This is a genomic window from Hymenobacter cavernae (assembly GCF_014641455.1).
In the GTDB taxonomy this organism is placed as follows: domain Bacteria; phylum Bacteroidota; class Bacteroidia; order Cytophagales; family Hymenobacteraceae; genus Hymenobacter; species Hymenobacter cavernae.
Map to the genome: position 1 here is coordinate 324,864 of NZ_BMHT01000004.1, position 16,786 is coordinate 341,649.

16 protein-coding genes are annotated in these 16,786 nt (G+C 57.9%); 8 read left to right on the plus strand and 8 right to left on the minus strand.

What is annotated here, in order from left to right; translation table 11 throughout:
• The first annotated feature begins 486 nt into the window (after nt 1-486).
• The 3 genes from IEX74_RS12425 to IEX74_RS12435 are packed head-to-tail and all read left to right on the plus strand — an operon-like array spanning nt 487 to nt 4,422.
• Nucleotides 487-1,500 (plus strand): ABC transporter transmembrane domain-containing protein, encoded by a 1,014-nt coding sequence (locus IEX74_RS12425; RefSeq protein ID WP_229755252.1) that lies wholly within the window; start codon nt 487-489, stop codon nt 1,498-1,500.
• Nucleotides 1,493-2,875: an HlyD family secretion protein gene (locus IEX74_RS12430; RefSeq protein ID WP_188814317.1), complete on the plus strand. Its 1,383-nt coding sequence runs from the start codon at nt 1,493-1,495 to the stop codon at nt 2,873-2,875. The genes IEX74_RS12425 and IEX74_RS12430 overlap by 8 nt, the downstream gene beginning before the upstream one ends.
• A complete protein-coding gene (locus IEX74_RS12435; RefSeq protein ID WP_188814318.1) occupies nt 2,872-4,422 on the plus strand; it encodes a TolC family protein in 1,551 nt (516 codons plus the stop codon). Before IEX74_RS12430 ends, IEX74_RS12435 begins: the two co-directional genes overlap by 4 nt.
• 98 nt (nt 4,423-4,520) lie before the next feature.
• Here the strand turns inward: IEX74_RS12435 and IEX74_RS12440 are convergent, their stop codons facing one another.
• The 6 genes from IEX74_RS12440 to IEX74_RS12465 form a co-directional block, all read right to left on the minus strand.
• Nucleotides 4,521-7,751, minus strand: coding sequence for a PAS domain S-box protein (locus IEX74_RS12440; RefSeq protein ID WP_188814319.1), 3,231 nt, complete (start codon nt 7,749-7,751; stop codon nt 4,521-4,523).
• A 179-nt stretch (nt 7,752-7,930) separates the two neighbouring features.
• Nucleotides 7,931-8,353, minus strand: coding sequence for a response regulator (locus IEX74_RS12445; RefSeq protein ID WP_188814320.1), 423 nt, complete (start codon nt 8,351-8,353; stop codon nt 7,931-7,933).
• 361 nt (nt 8,354-8,714) lie between these two features.
• On the minus strand, nt 8,715-9,086 hold the full coding sequence (locus tag IEX74_RS12450) for a hypothetical protein (RefSeq protein ID WP_188814321.1): 372 nt from the start codon (nt 9,084-9,086) through the stop codon (nt 8,715-8,717).
• 50 nt (nt 9,087-9,136) lie between these two features.
• The gene (locus IEX74_RS12455) at nt 9,137-9,589 is read right to left on the minus strand and encodes a hypothetical protein (RefSeq protein ID WP_188814322.1); all 453 of its coding nucleotides are present in this window, start codon (nt 9,587-9,589) and stop codon (nt 9,137-9,139) included.
• A gap of 195 nt (nt 9,590-9,784) precedes the next feature.
• Nucleotides 9,785-10,168 (minus strand): integrase core domain-containing protein, encoded by a 384-nt coding sequence (locus IEX74_RS23495; RefSeq protein WP_188814323.1) that lies wholly within the window; start codon nt 10,166-10,168, stop codon nt 9,785-9,787.
• A gap of 75 nt (nt 10,169-10,243) precedes the next feature.
• A complete protein-coding gene (locus IEX74_RS12465; protein WP_188814324.1) occupies nt 10,244-10,588 on the minus strand; it encodes a hypothetical protein in 345 nt (114 codons plus the stop codon).
• Nucleotides 10,589-11,135: 547 nt separating this feature from the next.
• Here IEX74_RS12465 and IEX74_RS12470 point away from each other — a divergent pair.
• From IEX74_RS12470 to IEX74_RS12490, 5 genes are all read left to right on the plus strand, one after another.
• Nucleotides 11,136-12,116 carry an aspartate carbamoyltransferase catalytic subunit gene (locus IEX74_RS12470; RefSeq protein ID WP_188814325.1) on the plus strand — a complete coding sequence of 327 codons (981 nt, stop codon included), beginning with the start codon at nt 11,136-11,138 and terminating at the stop codon, nt 12,114-12,116.
• Nucleotides 12,117-12,210: 94 nt separating this feature from the next.
• Nucleotides 12,211-13,488: a dihydroorotase gene (locus IEX74_RS12475; RefSeq protein WP_188814326.1), complete on the plus strand. Its 1,278-nt coding sequence runs from the start codon at nt 12,211-12,213 to the stop codon at nt 13,486-13,488.
• Between the two features lie 94 nt (nt 13,489-13,582).
• The gene (locus IEX74_RS12480) at nt 13,583-13,921 is read left to right on the plus strand and encodes a hypothetical protein (protein WP_188814327.1); all 339 of its coding nucleotides are present in this window, start codon (nt 13,583-13,585) and stop codon (nt 13,919-13,921) included.
• Nucleotides 13,922-13,962: 41 nt separating this feature from the next.
• A complete protein-coding gene (gene purE / locus IEX74_RS12485; RefSeq protein WP_188814328.1) occupies nt 13,963-14,496 on the plus strand; it encodes a 5-(carboxyamino)imidazole ribonucleotide mutase in 534 nt (177 codons plus the stop codon).
• The gene (locus IEX74_RS12490) at nt 14,493-15,743 is read left to right on the plus strand and encodes a 5-(carboxyamino)imidazole ribonucleotide synthase (RefSeq protein WP_229755253.1); all 1,251 of its coding nucleotides are present in this window, start codon (nt 14,493-14,495) and stop codon (nt 15,741-15,743) included. Before purE ends, IEX74_RS12490 begins: the two co-directional genes overlap by 4 nt.
• A 189-nt stretch (nt 15,744-15,932) precedes the next feature.
• Here IEX74_RS12490 and IEX74_RS12495 read toward each other — a convergent pair whose 3' ends face one another.
• Nucleotides 15,933-16,145: an integrase core domain-containing protein gene (locus IEX74_RS12495; RefSeq protein ID WP_188814543.1), complete on the minus strand. Its 213-nt coding sequence runs from the start codon at nt 16,143-16,145 to the stop codon at nt 15,933-15,935.
• 101 nt (nt 16,146-16,246) lie between these two features.
• Entirely contained in the window at nt 16,247-16,399 is a 153-nt protein-coding gene (locus tag IEX74_RS23500; protein WP_188814330.1) for a transposase, read from the minus strand.
• Between the last annotated feature and the right edge of the window lie 387 nt (nt 16,400-16,786).

The following is a 16,786-nucleotide window of genomic DNA, read 5'->3' on the forward strand; positions in this document are numbered from 1 at the left end:
GCATAAGCCGCGTTAATCAACGGCGCTTAAGATGTTATTGTTTTCGGAACGGTGCGGAGCAGGTAACAGCTTCCTTGTTCGTTAGATAATAGAGAAGCCAGGGGCCACTTTAGAAGGGCGATTCAGGTACGGCTAACGTTTGGTAGCCAACGCAGTCTTTGAATCGTGTCCTGTTCTCGTCTTGCTCAAAGCTCATTGCACTGTTTGGTCATGCAAGTGGTCATGGCAAAACAACATAATACAATTTAAAGCTCGGTAATGTTTTTAAAATAGCATTTAATTTAATTTTAATCCTATTTCATTAGTCGGGTATTACCTTTGCGACGTAAAAAGTTAGTGCTTTCAAATACCATCTCCATCCCAAAAAGCTAGCTCTTCTCTTCCCGCCAGCTGTTCTTGTTCTATAGTCCAGCTTATCGGCGCAGCTTTCTTAGTGTAGGCGCGTGGCATGCGCCGCATACTGTCCCCGGCTCCCACTTTATTTGCATGGCTTCTAAAAACGCACTCTTACCACCGCCTACTCCTTGGCAGCGCCTCACGCGCATGCTCGATACCGAACGCCGTTCCATCCGTTATATCATTTACTACGCCATCCTCTCGGGCCTCATCAGCCTTACGCTACCGCTCGGCACCCAAGCCGTGTTCAACCTGGTATCGACGGGGGCCGTGTTTGCGTCCACCTATATCCTGATTGGGGTTGTCGTGCTTGGGGTGCTGCTGGGTGGGTTTCTGCTCATTGGGCAAATGACGCTGGTAGAATCCATTGAGCAGCGCCTGTTTGCTAAAGCCGCCGTCGAGTTTGCCTACCGCTTGCCCCGCATTGAGCCAAAAGCCCTGGAGGGCGAAAACCCGCCCGAGCTGGTCAACCGCTTCTTCGATATCCTGACGGTACAAAAGGGCCTTACCAAGCTCCTGATTGACCTGACGTTCGCGGGCATTCAGGTAGTATTTGGCGTGATTGTGCTGTCGTTTTACCACCCTATTTTTATCGGGCTAGGTTTATTCACGCTCCTGATGCTGGTGTTTATTTACTGGCTAAACTACCAGCGGGCCCTGCGCACGAGTCTGGAGGAATCGTCGTATAAGTACAAGACGGTTGATTGGCTGGAGAAAGTGGCCGGCGCTCTACCAGAATACCGCGACAATCCCGAGCAGCAACACCGCGCCATGCAGCGCACCGATGAGCTTACGGCCGACTACCTGCACGCGCGCAACGACCACTTCCGGGTGCTGAAGCAATACTTCGGCTGGTCGGTGGCCCTGCGCACGGTGCTGACGGGCGGCCTGCTGATAGCCGGCACCTTGTTCGTGGTATCCCGCCAAATGACCCTAGGTCAGTTCGTGGCGGCCGAAGTGCTTATCGTGCAGATTAGCAACTCCATCGAGAAGCTGGTAACTGGCGTGAGCACCATCTTCGACATCCTGACCGGCGTGGAAAAGCTTGCCGTGGTAACGGATTTACCCCTCGACGAAAAAAAGACCTCCGAAGTACATGCTTAATCTATCGAATCAACGTGTAGACGCGGCTGTCTGGGATGAAGAGCTCAGTCGCTCGCAAAAAGAACTACTTGACCCGAAAGGCGGCCGGCGTATTGGCCGCGTCATGACGGTAGTGGGGGGCGTTTTCCTGATTATCTTGTTTTTGCCCTGGCGACAAACCATTGAAGGCACCGGCACGCTCACCACGCTAAGCCCCCAAGATCGGCCCCAAACCGTGCAAAACGCCATTGCGGGTCGTATTGAGCACTGGGCCGTGCGCGAAGGCCAGTTAGTGGCGAAAGGCGATACAATCCTCACGATTTCCGAAATCAAGGACGAGTACTTCGACCCCAACTTGCCCCAACGTTTGCGCGAGCAGCTAGCCGCCAAACAGGGCAATGTGGCGGCCAACGCGGCCAAAATCAGCGCGACCGATCAGCAGCTGGCCGCCCTGCGCACTACGCTGGAGGTACAGCTATCGGCCGCGCGCAACCGCGTGACCCAGGCGCGCAACACCGTTTCGATCGACAGCGCAGACTTAGTGGCCGTGAACAATGCCTTCCAGATTGCCCGGGCCCGCCTGGCGCGCTACGAAGAAGGCTATAAAAACGGGTTGTTCTCGCTGACGGATATTGAGTCGCGGCGCTTGAAATTACAGGAAGACCTAGCTAAGGTGACGGCCCAACGCAATAAGTTGCTGAACTCGCGGCAGTCGCTCGCCAACGCTAGCATCGAGCTCGCTAACCTGCGGGCCAAGTACGAGCAAGACATTGCCAAAACCCAATCGGACCGCAGCTCGGCCGTGTCGAGCTTGTCGAGTTCGGAGGGTGAAGTCGCCTCGTTGCGCAATAAAATCAGCAACGTAGAGGTGCGCCGCGGTATGTACGTCGTGCGGGCGCCGCAAGCAGGCTACGTGGTGCGCACGCTCAAAGCCGGTATCGGCGAGACGATTAAAGAGGGCGAGTCTATTGCAACCCTGCAACCCGACGCCCCGGTACTCGCTGCCGAGCTGTACGTACGCGCCATGGATGTGCCTCTTATTCAGCGCGGGCGCACGGTGCGCTTGCAGTTTGATGGTTGGCCGGCAGTGCAGTTTTCGGGCTGGCCGTCGGTGGCTGTCGGCACATTTGGCGGCACCGTGACGGTCATTGACGTGGTCAGCACCACAAATGGCAAGTACCGGTTACTAGTGCGCCCCAAGCTTGACCGCGCCAATAACGACGGGGCGTGGCCGGCCCAGCTGCGCCTAGGTTCGGGCGTGTATGGTTGGGTCATTCTGGATTCGGTGCCGGTGTGGTACGAAATCTGGCGGCAGCTCAATGGCTTCCCACCTAGCTTGCAAGCGGCTCCGCAGGAGGCTCCCATTAAAAACAAAGCCGAGGACAAGAAATCATGAGAAGGCCCTTTTTAGCTGGGCGCCCTACTTCGCGTTGGCTGACGTTATTCAGCCTGTTGTCGCTGGCCTTTGGCGCCCAAGCGCAGCTAAAATCTCTCCCGGTACGCGCGCCGGGCACCGGCGCGCCGGCGCCGCTCCAAACGCACCAGCTCGCCGCCGACCGCTCTGCTACCGATACGGCACGCGTGTTCTCGCTGCAAGACCTGGCCGAATTAGTCTTTGCCAATCACCCCGTGGTAAAGCAGGCGGCCCTGCTCAGCGCCGACGCGCAGGCGCAGGTGCAACAAGCTCGCGGTGGCTTCGACCCTAAGCTAGGTTCGGGCTTCGACCGCAAGCTGTTCGGCGGGACCGACTACTATAACCTTTGGGGTAATGAGCTGAAGGTGCCGCTCTGGCCGGGCGGCATCGACCTGAAAGCCAGCTACGACCGCATGGTTGGCACCTACGTCAATCCTGAGCACCGCACGCCGCTCAATGGCTTGGCAGGTGTAGGAGTGTCGGTGCCCCTAGGCCAAGGGCTGCTGATCGACGCCCGGCGCAGCACCTTGCGCCAGGCGCGCATCATGATGACGGCCGCCGAGGCTGATAAAGTAAAGCAGATCAACGAGGTGTGGCTGCAAGCGGCCAAGGATTACTGGAACTGGTACTACGCCTACCAGCAATCCGAACTGATTCGGGAGGGTGTCGAACTCGCCGATACGCGCTTTCGGGCTACCAGCCGGCGCGCCATCCTCGGCGACCAAGCACCCATCGACTCGGTGGAAGCTCGCATTACGGTGCAAGACCGCCTGGTGCAATCGGAGCAGCTCCAGGTAGAGCTGCAAAATGCTCGCTTGGTGCTCTCGAACCATTTGTGGAACAAGGACGCCCAACCGGTAGAGTTGCCGACCTACGCCGTTCCGCAGGTGCCCCGCCTCACCGCGGTCGACACGACACAGTTTGCGCAGCTGCAAGACCTAGCTTCCAACCGCCATCCTACGCTCATCAAGCTCGACGCCAAGATTCGGCAGCTCGGTATCGAGGAGCGCTACCAGCGGGAAATGCTCAAGCCCGTCATCAACGTGACGGGCAGCCTGCTCAGCCGCGGTGACTTCTACCGCCCCGAACTACCGGGGTACTACGACGTCGGTTGGAACAATTACAAGCTAGGGGTTGACTTTGCCTTCCCGCTGTTTCTGCGTAAAGAGCGCGGCAAGCTTCAGCAAACTCGCCTTAAAGTGCTGGATGCCACGCTGGAACAACAGCAAAGCCGTCGCACCATTGTCAACCAGGTTAAGGCCGTGTACAACACACTGAAGGCCTACGAGCGGCAGCTCACGGTGCAGGCCCAAACCATTGCCAACCAACGCACTTTGCTGCAAGCGGAGCTGCAAAAATTTGAATTAGGCGAAAGCACCATTTTCCTCGTTAACAATCGCGAAACCAAGCTTATCGACTTGCGGCTAAAGCAGGAAAGCATGCGCGCCAGCTACGAAAAGACGCTGGCTGAACTCTACTATTATGCCGGCACCCGCACCCTAGGTGCCGAACCGGCTAATGAACCGTAAGCGTTGCGGCAAGCCAGAGCAAGCGCGCCCGACCTAGGTACCTAGGTCGGGCGCGCTTGTTACCATGTCCGTTGGTCCGATACCCTGAGGTATCAGCGTTACGTGCGATAGTTCCTGTTCGTGGCTGAAGCGTAGGGCAGATGCACGGAAAAAGTCGTTCCTACGCCTAGCTCGCTCTGCACCTCAATGCGGCCGCCCACGTTTTCAACCATGCGTTTCACCATGTACAACCCGATACCCGAGCCTTCTACGTGGTTGTGCAGGCGCCGAAACATGGCGAAGAGCTCCGGGTAGCGGCTCTCCCTGATGCCTAGCCCATTATCCTGCACGTACAGCACGAACTCCTGGCTTTCCGGGGCAGGGTGGCAGTAGATGCGCACGCGCGGCGGTCGCTCGGGGTGATGATACTTGAGCGCGTTGCTGAGCAAGTTGTAGATAACCGAGCGCAGGTTCTTGGGCGAGAACAGGACGCTGGGACAAGCGGCCACGTCTACTTCTACGTGCGCCCCGGTTTGCACGATGAGTGGCTGTAAGTCTTGGCGTACATCCTCGATAACGGGTTCCAGAAGCACCTCCGTAATAAGTGGGTCATACTCCTTTTGCAGCTTGGTAATATCGCTCAGGTGGTCGATGGTGCGCTGAAAACGAGCCACCGAATTTTGCATCATCTGTATCAAGGGTAGCAGCTGCTGCGCGAGTGGCTTATCGGCCGGTAGCTGATACTCCAACTCCTGGAGTAAGCCTTCGATGTTGGTGATGGGCGATTTCAGGTCGTGGGAAGCGGTGTAGATAAAGTTATCTAGGTCGACGTTGGTGCGCGTGAGCCGCTCGTTGGCGTGCTGAAGTTGTTGCTGCGAATGCCGGAGCGCCTCTTCCGCCCGCTTGGCTTCGGTGATGTCGAGCACAAACTTGACAGATTCGGTCTCGCTCAGGCGCTTGCCCGCCGACAGTCCCCACCAGGGCGAGCCGTCGGGGCGCAGGTACTGCTTCTCAGATGGGGTGCTCTCCCCGGTGGTGCGCAACTCCTGTAAGGCTTGGTGCGTGGCTTGGATGGATTCCGGCGCCGTTAATGCGTCCAAATACGCCTGACCCTGAGCTAACTCAGCACGGCTGTAGCCGCTTATGCGCTCGAAAGCGGCGTTAGTGTCGTGGATGCGACCTTCCAGGTCGAAGAAGAGCACCCCCACTGTGTCGATGGACAGGGCCTTTTGGAGCCGCTCTTCGCTGCGACTTACCGCTTCTTCCGCTTGCTTGCGGTCGTCTATGTCAACAGAAGAGCCGAACCACCGGATAATCTGCCCGCTTACCGGGTCGTAGAACGGCTCGGCGCGCACCAAAAACCAGCGATACGTGCCATCGGCAGCCCGAATGCGGTGCTCGACCTGGAAAACGGTATTGGTGCGACGCGCTTCCTCAAAGGCCTGCATCGTATGGGCACTATCCGCCGGATGCACAAACCCGCCCGCCACCGCGGCGGCGGTGCTCGGCTCATAAGGTACGCCTGTGTAGTTGCTCCACTGCTTATTGAAGAACTCCGTGCGGCCTTCCACATCCGTGATCCAAATAATCTGTGGCACGGCGTCGGCCATGATCCGGAACCGTTCCTCCGACTCGCGCAGAGCCGCTTCAGTGCGGGCGCGCATCACGGCAGCCCAGGTGCGCTCGGCCGTTTCCGCGAGTAAGGCTAGCTCGTCGTTGGCCCAAGTGTGGGCCGTCGGATAGTGCATAAAAAGCACAGCAATAAGCTTCTCATCCTTAAGCAGCGGCAGGTTGACCGTGGCCCCGAGCTGTAGGGCCGCGTGGGCTGCCTTTTCCTCGGCGGTGAGCGTCGGGTCGTGGGCAATGTCGGGGCGCACGACGGTTCGACCTGCTTTGAAGGCGCGCAGCAGCTCCTGCCCGTAGTCGTCGTAGTGGTAGCGGCCTTCGATGCTAGGTACGCCGTTAGTGTAGTTGCGCGTGACCACAATGTGCTCGTTGTCACCCTGATCCTCGGCGTAGCCCACGCGGCTGGCACTTAGGTACTCTCCCAGAGCACAGGCCGCCTGATACTGAATGTCGGCCGCGTCGGACAACGGGCGCAGCCGGTCGCTGAGCTGGAGCAGAAAGGCCTGCTGCTGCTCGCTTCGGCGCAGAGATTCTTCGGCCTGGCGCCGCTGAGAGATGTCGTTGAACAGGACGGCTACCTGGTGCTGACCCGGCTCCCCCACGCGGAAGGCGTACGCGTCGAACCAGCGCTGCAATGGCTCGGCCCGCTGCTCGAAGCGCACTGGCTGGCCCGTCAGCGCCACCTGGCCGTAGATATCAAACCAGTGCTGCTCGAGCTCAGGCGCCATCTCCCCAATGGTGCGCCCGGTGGCATTCACCAGCCCGGTCTGCCGCTCAAAGGCAGGATTGACCTCCGCGAAGCGGTAGTCCACCGGCTGCTGCTGGTCGTTGAAGAGAACCTCGATCAGGCAGAAACCTGCGTCTATGGTCTCGAACAGCATGCGGTATTTGGTTTCGCTTATGTGCAGGGCAGCCTCGGCCCGGCGGCGCTCCGTTACGGATTGGGTGCGACCGGCTACGGCTGCCACCACCCCGTTGGCGTCGAGCAGGGGAACAAAGGTGTACTCGTACTCGCCCGTGGGGCTGGTTTGGGCTGTTGCTCCCGTTACTGGCTGCCGGGTGGTGGCTGCCTGCTGAATCTCTGCTTGCAGCTGAGCAGCCAGTGGCGTAGGATAATTGAGGTCGAAGAAGTTCTTGCCGATAGCCTGCTCCAGCGTCAGCCCCCATAAATCGAGCAGGGGCTGGTTTACGTAGCGAAAGCGCCCATCAAGGTCGAAGAGGTACACAAACTCTTGCAAGCTGCCCAGCACCGCGTCGGTGCGCTCCAGCTGCTGGCCGCGCTCGGCCGAGCGGCGGCCTGCCGGCTCCGAAACCCCAGGAGCTGCCTCTGGCAATGCAGGCGCCTCGCTAAGGCTGAGCAGCAGCCCGCCGCCCACGCGCTGGCTTACTAGGTGCAAGCGCTGCTGGTGACCAGCGACGGAGCGAGTGAGCTCGAAAGAGTGCGGCTCGCTTGAGAAAAACGCATCGCGGTGAAATGGCCAGCTTCCATCCGTGAGGCTGTTGGGAAACTGCTGCGTGAAGGTAGTGGTCGGCTGGGCCGGCAACCCCAACAGGCGTTGCGCGGCCGGGTTGAGGTAAGCAAAAGCTAGGTCTACGAGGGTGCCAGCCTTGTCGTATACGGGCGTGCAGAGCACGATGCCGCTAGGCGACAGGTCAAGCACCGTGGTGAGTAACGGCTCAGCGGGGAACAGGTCGAGAGCCGGGAACGTGGAAGTAGTAGACATAGCAGCGCAAAGTGGGTCGTGAAAATACACCCCCACCAAGTGAGATACGTACGCATACCCCGCGAATACGTCTCAGAATCACCTTCCGAAGCGCCAAAGGCCAGGGCCTAGGTTTGTCATTGTCTCACTGCTGGCAGAATGAAGCCATTACTCCCGCCAATCTGATACTGCCTGAAAAGCTAGGTAGTCGGTCCTGGCGGGAAGTGCGTGTGTAATAATCCGTGGACTTTCTCCGGAGTCAGGGGCTTGCTGACGAAACCCGATACGATGCCGAGCTGCTCGACGCGCTGCACGTCGCGCGGGTGCAGCGAGGTGGTCAGCATCACGATGACGATGGCGCCTTGGGCAGCGAGCGGCAACTGCTGGTACTCTTCCAGAAACTCAATGCCGTTCATGCCGGGCATGTTCACATCCAGCAAGATGAGCATCGGACAACTGGGCGTAGGCGGCAAGCAGTACTGACCTAGGTTGCGCAGGGCCTGCTCCCCATCTTGCGCGACGAGGATGCGTTCGGCCACGCCCAGGCGGGTGAGCAGCGAGCGGTTAAGAAAATTGGTGGTTGTGTCGTCGTCGACCAGCAGCACACACGGCAAGGGCATCATCGGCAGAGATGGATACGAGGAATAAGGTTGATAGCTCAGGTAGCGTCGCTTATACGGCCCTTAGCGCGGAAAGTAGACGCCCAACGAGAACCCACCTCGGGCGCATAGATGATTTTCCGCTGACTGCCAGCGGGTTTGGCCTTACGCACAATGCCCGGTACTTTCGCGGGCTGGAACGCAGCGTTACCGGTATTTCTACGAAGGTGCTGTCCAAGGAACTCAAGGAGTTATACAGCAAAGCAAAAGGCTGGCTTAACATCGCTATTGCGCAGCTGGTAGCGGCTAGCACTATCCAGAAAATGTAAAAGCGAAAAGCCCCGATATCATCGGGGCTTTTTTTGTAGTCTAACAAGTAGAGTAGTTACTTGGCTGATGCTGTTTCCTTTGCTTTCGTGTTGTCAGCTGGGGTAGCGCTAGTAGGAGAGGATTGTCGGCCATACAAAGGGCACAACGCGCCGGCGACGCCATCGGAGTAGGCAGACCAGTAGGCATAATCATCCCAGCGGCCTTGGCTTTGCGCCTGCTCAGCCAGAAACCAAGATTCCCTTATGGAGCGCTCCCGGCCGTCAAGGTTGCCACATAGAGATACACCTACTTCATTGCCGCGGGTAGCACCTAGGTTTGAACACTGCGCGGCACCGCCTAAGGTGCAGAAGCTTTGAGCGGAGGCTGAGACGGCGTTGCCTAGGAGCGCGCCGCCCATCATAGCGAAGAATAAAGCTAGTTTTTTCATGGGAATTGGTGGAGAAGTGAGATACTTATTAGGATGATATTAAACGGGTGCTACCGACAGTCGGGATAGTAGGAAAATTCGCCTTCCTGCACCTCGCCTGTGGGAGCGTAAGTAACACTCACAAACGAGCCGTGCACGCCGTAGCCCAGGTAAAAACGCACAATTGGAATGGTGCTTCCTGGGAAGGTTTCGAGTTGCCCATGGGCAAACTCCCCTAGGTCCGTGCGCAGAAAGTAATTGCTGTTAACGCCCCCAAACAGACCAGTCAGGACAAAGTCTATGGCGCACCGATCATAACGGTTGTTCTCGTACCACCCTTGCACATAATCGGACTGTGCCTGTAAATGGAGCAGGGTGCCCAACTGCGCGAGCGGGGTAAACAGGCTGGCACTGGCCGGTAGCGTCAGCTTGCTGGCAGCAGCCTGCGCATTGCCGGCGAGCAGCAGACCCAGCGTGAGCAGGCAGCCTGCCCAGCGCGGGGGCAAAGAGAGGAATTTTTTCATGGGAATTGGTGGGTGGTTAACGTGTCACCAATATCACCCAGAAGAATGTATCAGGGAAAGGAATAAGCCTGCCAGAATGTGACAGCAAGACGCTGTAAATGAGAATATCACAATCGTTTTCGATACGGCTCGTAGCCATCAATCTTAACAGTAGAACCAGCCGTTACCCTGCTGAAGGAAGAGAAATTTTTACTCTTACGGGGTCCCGGCTGCCTCTGTAATGTTGCAAAGCCGCTGCCCGAAAAGGCTACTGCTTGTGACATTTATTGCGGTATGCTGTCGCCCAGTAGGGAGTGTCAGCGAATAATGGGATATGCAATTGGAGCGAAAGGTGAGGTGGTCTAGCAACGCCGGACAGAACGGAGAAGTGGTTTGAAGCTGGGCTGCAAAGTAGTTGAAGGTGCAATAGCCGAAAGCTGAATGGCGCTGCTCAGCATTGTGATAGGCGATGTAATGGCTGATTTGCAGTCGCGCTTCCTTCAAGTTAGCGAAGCTGTCCTCATCTAATAATTCGGGTTTGAGCCGGCTCCAAAACGATTCGGCGTGGGCGTTTTCGTAGCAATCACCACGTCGACTCATGCTTTGCTGCTCCAGCCACGTAGCTAGATAGAGCGAGCCGCCACCCTGACGGGGCAAATACGTGATGTCGCCGACCTAGACCTGGTTTGGAGCAGCGGGAGCCGGTTGACCTGACAAGCAGTTAGGCGCCGCCCATACTGCTGCATCGGAGTTCGTGATGCGCAGTACGAACGAGCGTGGCTGCTGGGCACGCAGAACGTGGTGAGCGGCCAGCGTGCGCCGGCTGCGCCAGCAACCAACTTGTACCTGTCGCTCCGTGCGTAGCCGACGGGTGCTATAGCGACCCGAGTGTCGTCGCTGATGGCCAACTTGCGGGCAGCGGCTTGGGTTGAACGACTCTCGGCGCAAGGCTTCGGCTTTGAAGGTGACATCGTACTTACGCCCTTTATCGGGTGACGTCCCGTTCTTTTTTGCGGTCATGACAAAAGAAAGATGCGTTCTTCTTCTGTCTGCCTAGCTTATACCACCTCATCCACATAGTGCATTAACCCAAAGGTTCTTTGCTCGTTTGTTCGCAATACGTACGTTCGCTTCAACAGAAAATCTTGCCTGACATACTCAACGGATCCATAACAATGCCGTAGCTTTGCAGCATGCTTCAACCAAAAAACTTGTTGATGAAGCGCGGCACCCTCCTCGGCTGGGAACCGCGAGTGGGCCGGAAGGCCCTCGCTACCATCGGTTCTCCCGATTTTGCCACTGGTATTTCCGTTGTTTTTTCTGGGTGTTGCCCCGCTACCGTTTCGGATTCCGAAACGGTTTTTTTATGCTCGTTGGGTTCGTCGACTGTCGCTCCGCAGCCGATTACTACCTCCTACGGACGCCAACACCCTCTCCGCCTACCGTGGTGGCTGCCACCATCGTCTCAGCCTACACTGGTAGCCAGTTTCTCCGTCGTGGGTAATGGCAGATAAGGCTTCACACTGTCCATTTTAGCTAGACAACCTCACTTTCCCTCAATTCCGGTATGGCACGTAAAGACCTGCTCGACATCGCCTCCCTCCACCGTGAGGAAATCGAGTTTTTGCTCGACCAATCCACGTCCTTTAAAAAATTGTTCACCCACTCGGTGAAGAAAATTCCCGCCCTCGAAGGCAAGTCCGTGCTCATGCTGTTCTACGAGGCGAGCACCCGGACGCACTCTTCCTTCGAGGTCGCGGCCAAACGCCTCTCGGCGGAGGTAACGAATTTCGACGTCGCCCACTCCTCCATCACCAAGGGCGAGTCGGTGCGCGAGACAATTGAGACGCTCCAGGCCATGCGCACCGACTACATTGTCGTCCGTCACAGTCACCCCGGCCTACCCGGCATGATTGCCCGCCAAACCACGGCGTCGGTTATCAATGCCGGCGACGGAGCACACGAGCACCCCACCCAGGCCCTGCTGGACGCCTTCACTATCAGGGAGAAATTCCCCGATCCTAGGGGCAAAAAAGTCCTCATCATCGGGGATATTCTCCACTCCCGCGTCGCGCGTTCTACCAGCACTTTGCTGCAAAAGCTAGGTATCGAAGTCGCTTACCTAGGCCCGGGCTCGCTGGTACCCAAATACGGCCCGTCAACTATCCCCCGCTTCACCGACTATGAGGCGGCCATGGCCTGGGCGCCCGATGTGGTGTACCTGCTTCGGGTGCAGTTGGAGCGCCAGGACGTGCAGTTTTTTCCCAGCGTCCGCGAATACCACCGGGTTTACGGCATCACCACCGCCCGGCTGGCGGAAATCCGCGACCGGGGCCTCTACATCATGCATCCCGGCCCTGTGAATCGCGGAGTCGAGCTGTGCGACGCCGTCATGGACTATGAGCGCAGCCTGATCACCAACCAAGTCGAAAACGGCATTTCCATCCGCATGGCCGTGCTCGACTGGCTTACGCCCGGCGGGGAATTTCCGCGGCAGGAATCGTACGCCGCGCGGCAGCGAGCTAGCTCAACGGTGATTGTGCCCTAACTGCCGGACGCGGTTGGGTCCGCCCGTGTATTTTCCTCTTCAACAGCCAGAATATTCCCTCACCCCCTTGCCAGTTTACAGCACTCATAAATTCATGCTTCTCCTTCAAAATGCCCGCATCGCCTCCGAAAATTCACCCGTACTGCTTGAAGGCGATGTCCTGATTGTCGAAGGAAAAATCCAGGACATAGGCAGCAACCTGGCCATTCCCGAGGGTGCCCGCGTCATCGACGCGCGCGGTCGGGTGCTGATGCCGGCTATGTTTGATGCCCACGTCCATTTCCGCGCCCCCGGGTTTGAGAACAAGGAAACCATTACCACGGGGAGCGAGGCGGCCATCAACGGCGGCGTGACCGGCGTAGTCATGATGCCCAACACCCGCCCGGCCCTCGACTCGGCCAGCTCGGTAGCCTCCGTGCTGGAAAATGCCAAGCACCGGTCCCGCATTCCGGTGTACACCTCCGGCTGCGTCACCAAGAACCGCGAGGGCAAGGAGCTGGCGGAAATTGAGGGCATGCGGGAGCTCGGGGTGAAAATGCTCACCGACGACGGCGATACCACCAGCGACCCGGCGGTGCTGCTGCGGGCCATGCAGTACGCCACCGAGTTTGGGATGTTTTTCGCCAGCCACTGCGAGGTGCCGGAACTGGCCGGGCCGCGTGCCCTGAACGAAGGCGTAATGAGCTACCGGCTCGGTATCAAAGGCTCGCCGGCCTGCGCCGAGGAAATCATCATCGACCGCGACATCCGCCTAGCCCGGGCGGCGGGCGCGCACGTGCACATCCAGCACGTATCCAGCAAAGAGGGCATGGAAACCATCCGCTGGTGGAAATCCAGGGGCGATGTGAAGGTGACGGCGGAAGTGGCCCCGCACCACCTGCTGTTCACCGACGAGCACATCGGCGACTACGACACGAACTACAAAATGAACCCGCCGCTGCGCACCCAGGCCGATTGTGATGCCCTGCTCGAAGGGCTCAAGGAAGGCGTCTTCGACCTCATTGCCACCGACCACGCCCCGCACACGCCGTTCGAAAAGGCCCAGGATTTCATCAGCGCGCCCAATGGCATCACTGGCCTAGATACAGCCCTGGTGTCACTCCATCACTTCTTCGTGGAGCCTGGCAAATTCGGGTGGGACCTAGTGGTGAAGCGCTACTCGGCGGAGCCCCGCCGCCTGATGGACCTGCCGGTACCCACCATTGAAATCGGCCAGGAAGCTAACTGCGTCTTGTTCGATACCGAAGCGGAAACCACCTTTACGCGGGAATTCATGAAATCGAAGTCCCAGAACACCCCCTTCATCGACCAAACGCTGAAAGGCAGCGTGGACCTAGTGGTTTTAGGCACCGAAATCCTGCTGGAGCGCTAACCGTTAGAGCCTAGCTGAAAAAAGACCGTCATGCTGAGCTTGTCGAAGCATCTCTACTGCTTCGTTGAATTGTCTTACTTGACTCATTAGAGCAATGAATGCGAATCAGTACAAGCAGTTGAAAGAACGCGAAGATGTTCTAGATTTTGCCACTCTGAATGCTACACGCAGAATCTTGGCGCAACATGACCAAGCGCACCTTGCTGACCGTATTACCCGCATTCTGTCAAACGACAAGATTGATAAACCTAGCTTGCACAACGCCTCACAGGAACGCTTTTCAGATTTCTATCGGGTCAGCTTAGCAGCTGAAGATGTTGCAGCTATTGTTTCAATCCTATTCGACTTCGAAGCTGAAATAATTGATACTAATCCATCAGCAGCTGACTTGACTGACAAATGGAGTAGCCTTAATGAGCTAACGAAGCAGTAGAGATGCTTCGACAAGCTCAGCATGACAACAAATATTTTTCAATGAACACCCATTCCATCTCCGACACCACTAGCTCCAGCGCCGTCCCAAACACCCCCCTGATCGGCGTGATCATGGGCTCCAGCAGCGACTGGGACACCATGCAGCATGCCGTGCAGATTCTCACGCAGTTTGGCGTGGCCCACGAAGCGCGCGTGGTGTCGGCCCACCGCATGCCCGACGACCTGTTTGCTTACGCCGAACAAGCCGCGCCGCGCGGTTTGCAGGCCATTATTGCCGGCGCGGGTGGTGCCGCCCACTTGCCGGGCATGATGGCCGCCAAAACCACAGTGCCCGTGCTGGGGGTGCCGGTAGCCAGTCGCCATTTGCAGGGGGTGGATTCGCTGCACAGCATCGTGCAAATGCCCAAAGGAGTACCCGTGGCCACGTTTGCTATTGGCAATGCCGGGGCAGCCAATGCGGCTTTGTTCGCGGTTAGCATGCTAGCCCTGCACGACCCGGGCCTGGCGGCCAAGCTGCAGGCGTTTCGCGCTGAACAAACCGAAGCCGCCCGCGCTATGACGTTGCCCGTATGAACGCCACTAGCAACACTGGGGCAATGACCCCGATTTTTCCGGGCAGTAAGGACGCCGCCGGCTGCAAGGCTACTCTAGGGGTGATGGGGGGCGGCCAGCTGGGCCGGATGTTTGTGCATGCCGCCCAGCGACTGGGGTACTTCACCGCCGTGCTGGACCCCGACGCGCAAAGCCCCGCCGGACTGGTGAGTCACCACCATATCCAGACCGACTACAACGACCCAGCCGGGCTGGCGCAACTCGCCGACCTGTGTCAGGCCATTACCACCGAGTTTGAAAACGTGCCCGCCCAGGCCCTTCAAACGCTGGCGCAAACCCGGCCCGTGGCGCCGGGCGCGGCCGTGGTAGGCATTGCCCAAGACCGCATCGAGGAAAAAGACCACTTCGCAGCCTGCGCCGACATCTCGGGGGTGACTTGCGCGCCCTACGCGGTGATTGAAACGCCCGCCCAGCTGCAGGCCGTCCTGGAGGAAAGGGCTGATTTGCTGCCCGGCATCCTGAAAACCGCCCGCATGGGCTACGACGGCAAGGGTCAGGTCCGTGTTAGAACTGCCAGTGAACTGGCCGCCGCCTGGGCGGAGCTGGGCGGGGTGGCCTGCGTGCTGGAAAAGATGCTGCCGCTCACCGCCGAGTGCTCGGTGCTGGTGGCGCGCGGCTGGGGCGGGCAGGTGGTCAGCTTTGCCCCGCAGCGCAACGTGCATGTGGAGGGCATTCTGGCCGTAACCCACGCCTACGAAGGCAATATGCCGCTCGCCCTGGCCACCAGTGCCCGCGACGCGGCCATTGCCATCGCGCAGCATTTGGGCTATGTGGGGGTGCTGTGCGTTGAGTTTTTTGTGGTGGACAATGGCAGCGCGCACGGCGGCCTAGTGGTCAACGAAATGGCCCCGCGCCCGCACAACAGTGGCCACTATACCCTCGACGCCTGTGACGCGTCGCAGTTTGATCTGCAGGTACACGCTATGGCGGGCTTGCCCTTGCCGCAGCCGCGCCAGCACTCCCCGGCCATCATGCTCAATTTGCTGGGTGATGTGTGGTTTGACGCCAGCGGCCAACAACGGGAGCCGGACTGGCACAGCGTGCTGAGCTTGCCGGGAACCCACCTGCACCTGTACGGCAAGTTGGACGCGCGCGTAGGCCGCAAGATGGGCCACCTGACCATCACTGGCCCCGATGTTGCCAGTGTCAAAACTGTGGCTCGACGCGTCGCCGAGCTGCTCGGCTTGCCGGGGCTGGATGCCATCTAGGTGCCATTGTCTGAACTTGAAAAAGTCAATCTGACGCCGATGGTCTTCTTACTTCTGTCTATCATCTCTAGACCACTTCAAGCTTTCGTGTACCGAGCCTGCCACCCGTTTAACAGCGCCATTTTTTAGGAAGTGTTAACAGTAGGAATTGTACGATTTCCCGTTCGGTAAGCCAGTGATCAGTGGAAGTTAAGCGGCTTGTTTAAACTCAAGTGGGGTCATGAAATTCAAGGCTTGGTGGAGCCGGTGCGTGTTGTAGTCGAGCATCCACTCGTCTACGAGTTGGCGCACGTGGGCCAGCGAACGAAACAAGTGGACGTCGAGCAGTTTGTGGCAAAACGAGCCGCTAAAGCACTCGGTGCAGGCGTTTTGGGTCGGCTTGCTGGGCTGAATCCAGGGCAGCGCGCTGCGCCTCGCACCACTCTCAACCGGGCGCTGATAAACTCTGGGTCATTATCGGTGCATAGCTGCGTGGGTCGGCCTTGGTACTCGACTAAGAGGGCTCACAAAATCAGCGAACATCTTTTGAGACGGTGCTTCTCTTCTTCTAGGTGCTTAAGCCAGGGCAGCTCCGCCACGCTCGCCCCGGCATACTTGCTTCTCCAGACATAAAACGTCACCTCACTCAGATCATGCTCCCGCACGATTTGCGCCACGGTCTAGCCATTGGTTTGCTGTTGTAGAATGGCCACAATTTGGGCTGTGCCGAATCGTTCCTTTTTCATGTCGCGGTTGTTAGGTAGTGAGAATACGCTTTTCTCTACTCACAACTGGCTCTTTAATTTAGGGAAGCATACACCTAGGCTAGGTGCGTTTTGGTATGATCGGCATTGAAAAAGCGTAGTGATGGCTGAAGCTGTAAACTAGAGTTTGATAATAAAATTGTTGGACGTTTAGGTAATTGCCAGGAATGCGGTAGCTAATACGTGGCTACCATTACTTGTGCGCTGTAACGAAAGAGACTATTAGGGCGCTGTATCTATCATAAGTTCAAAATAGTGTGTACCCCTAGGTGTACCTCAGGAAAACAAAAACCCCGTTTC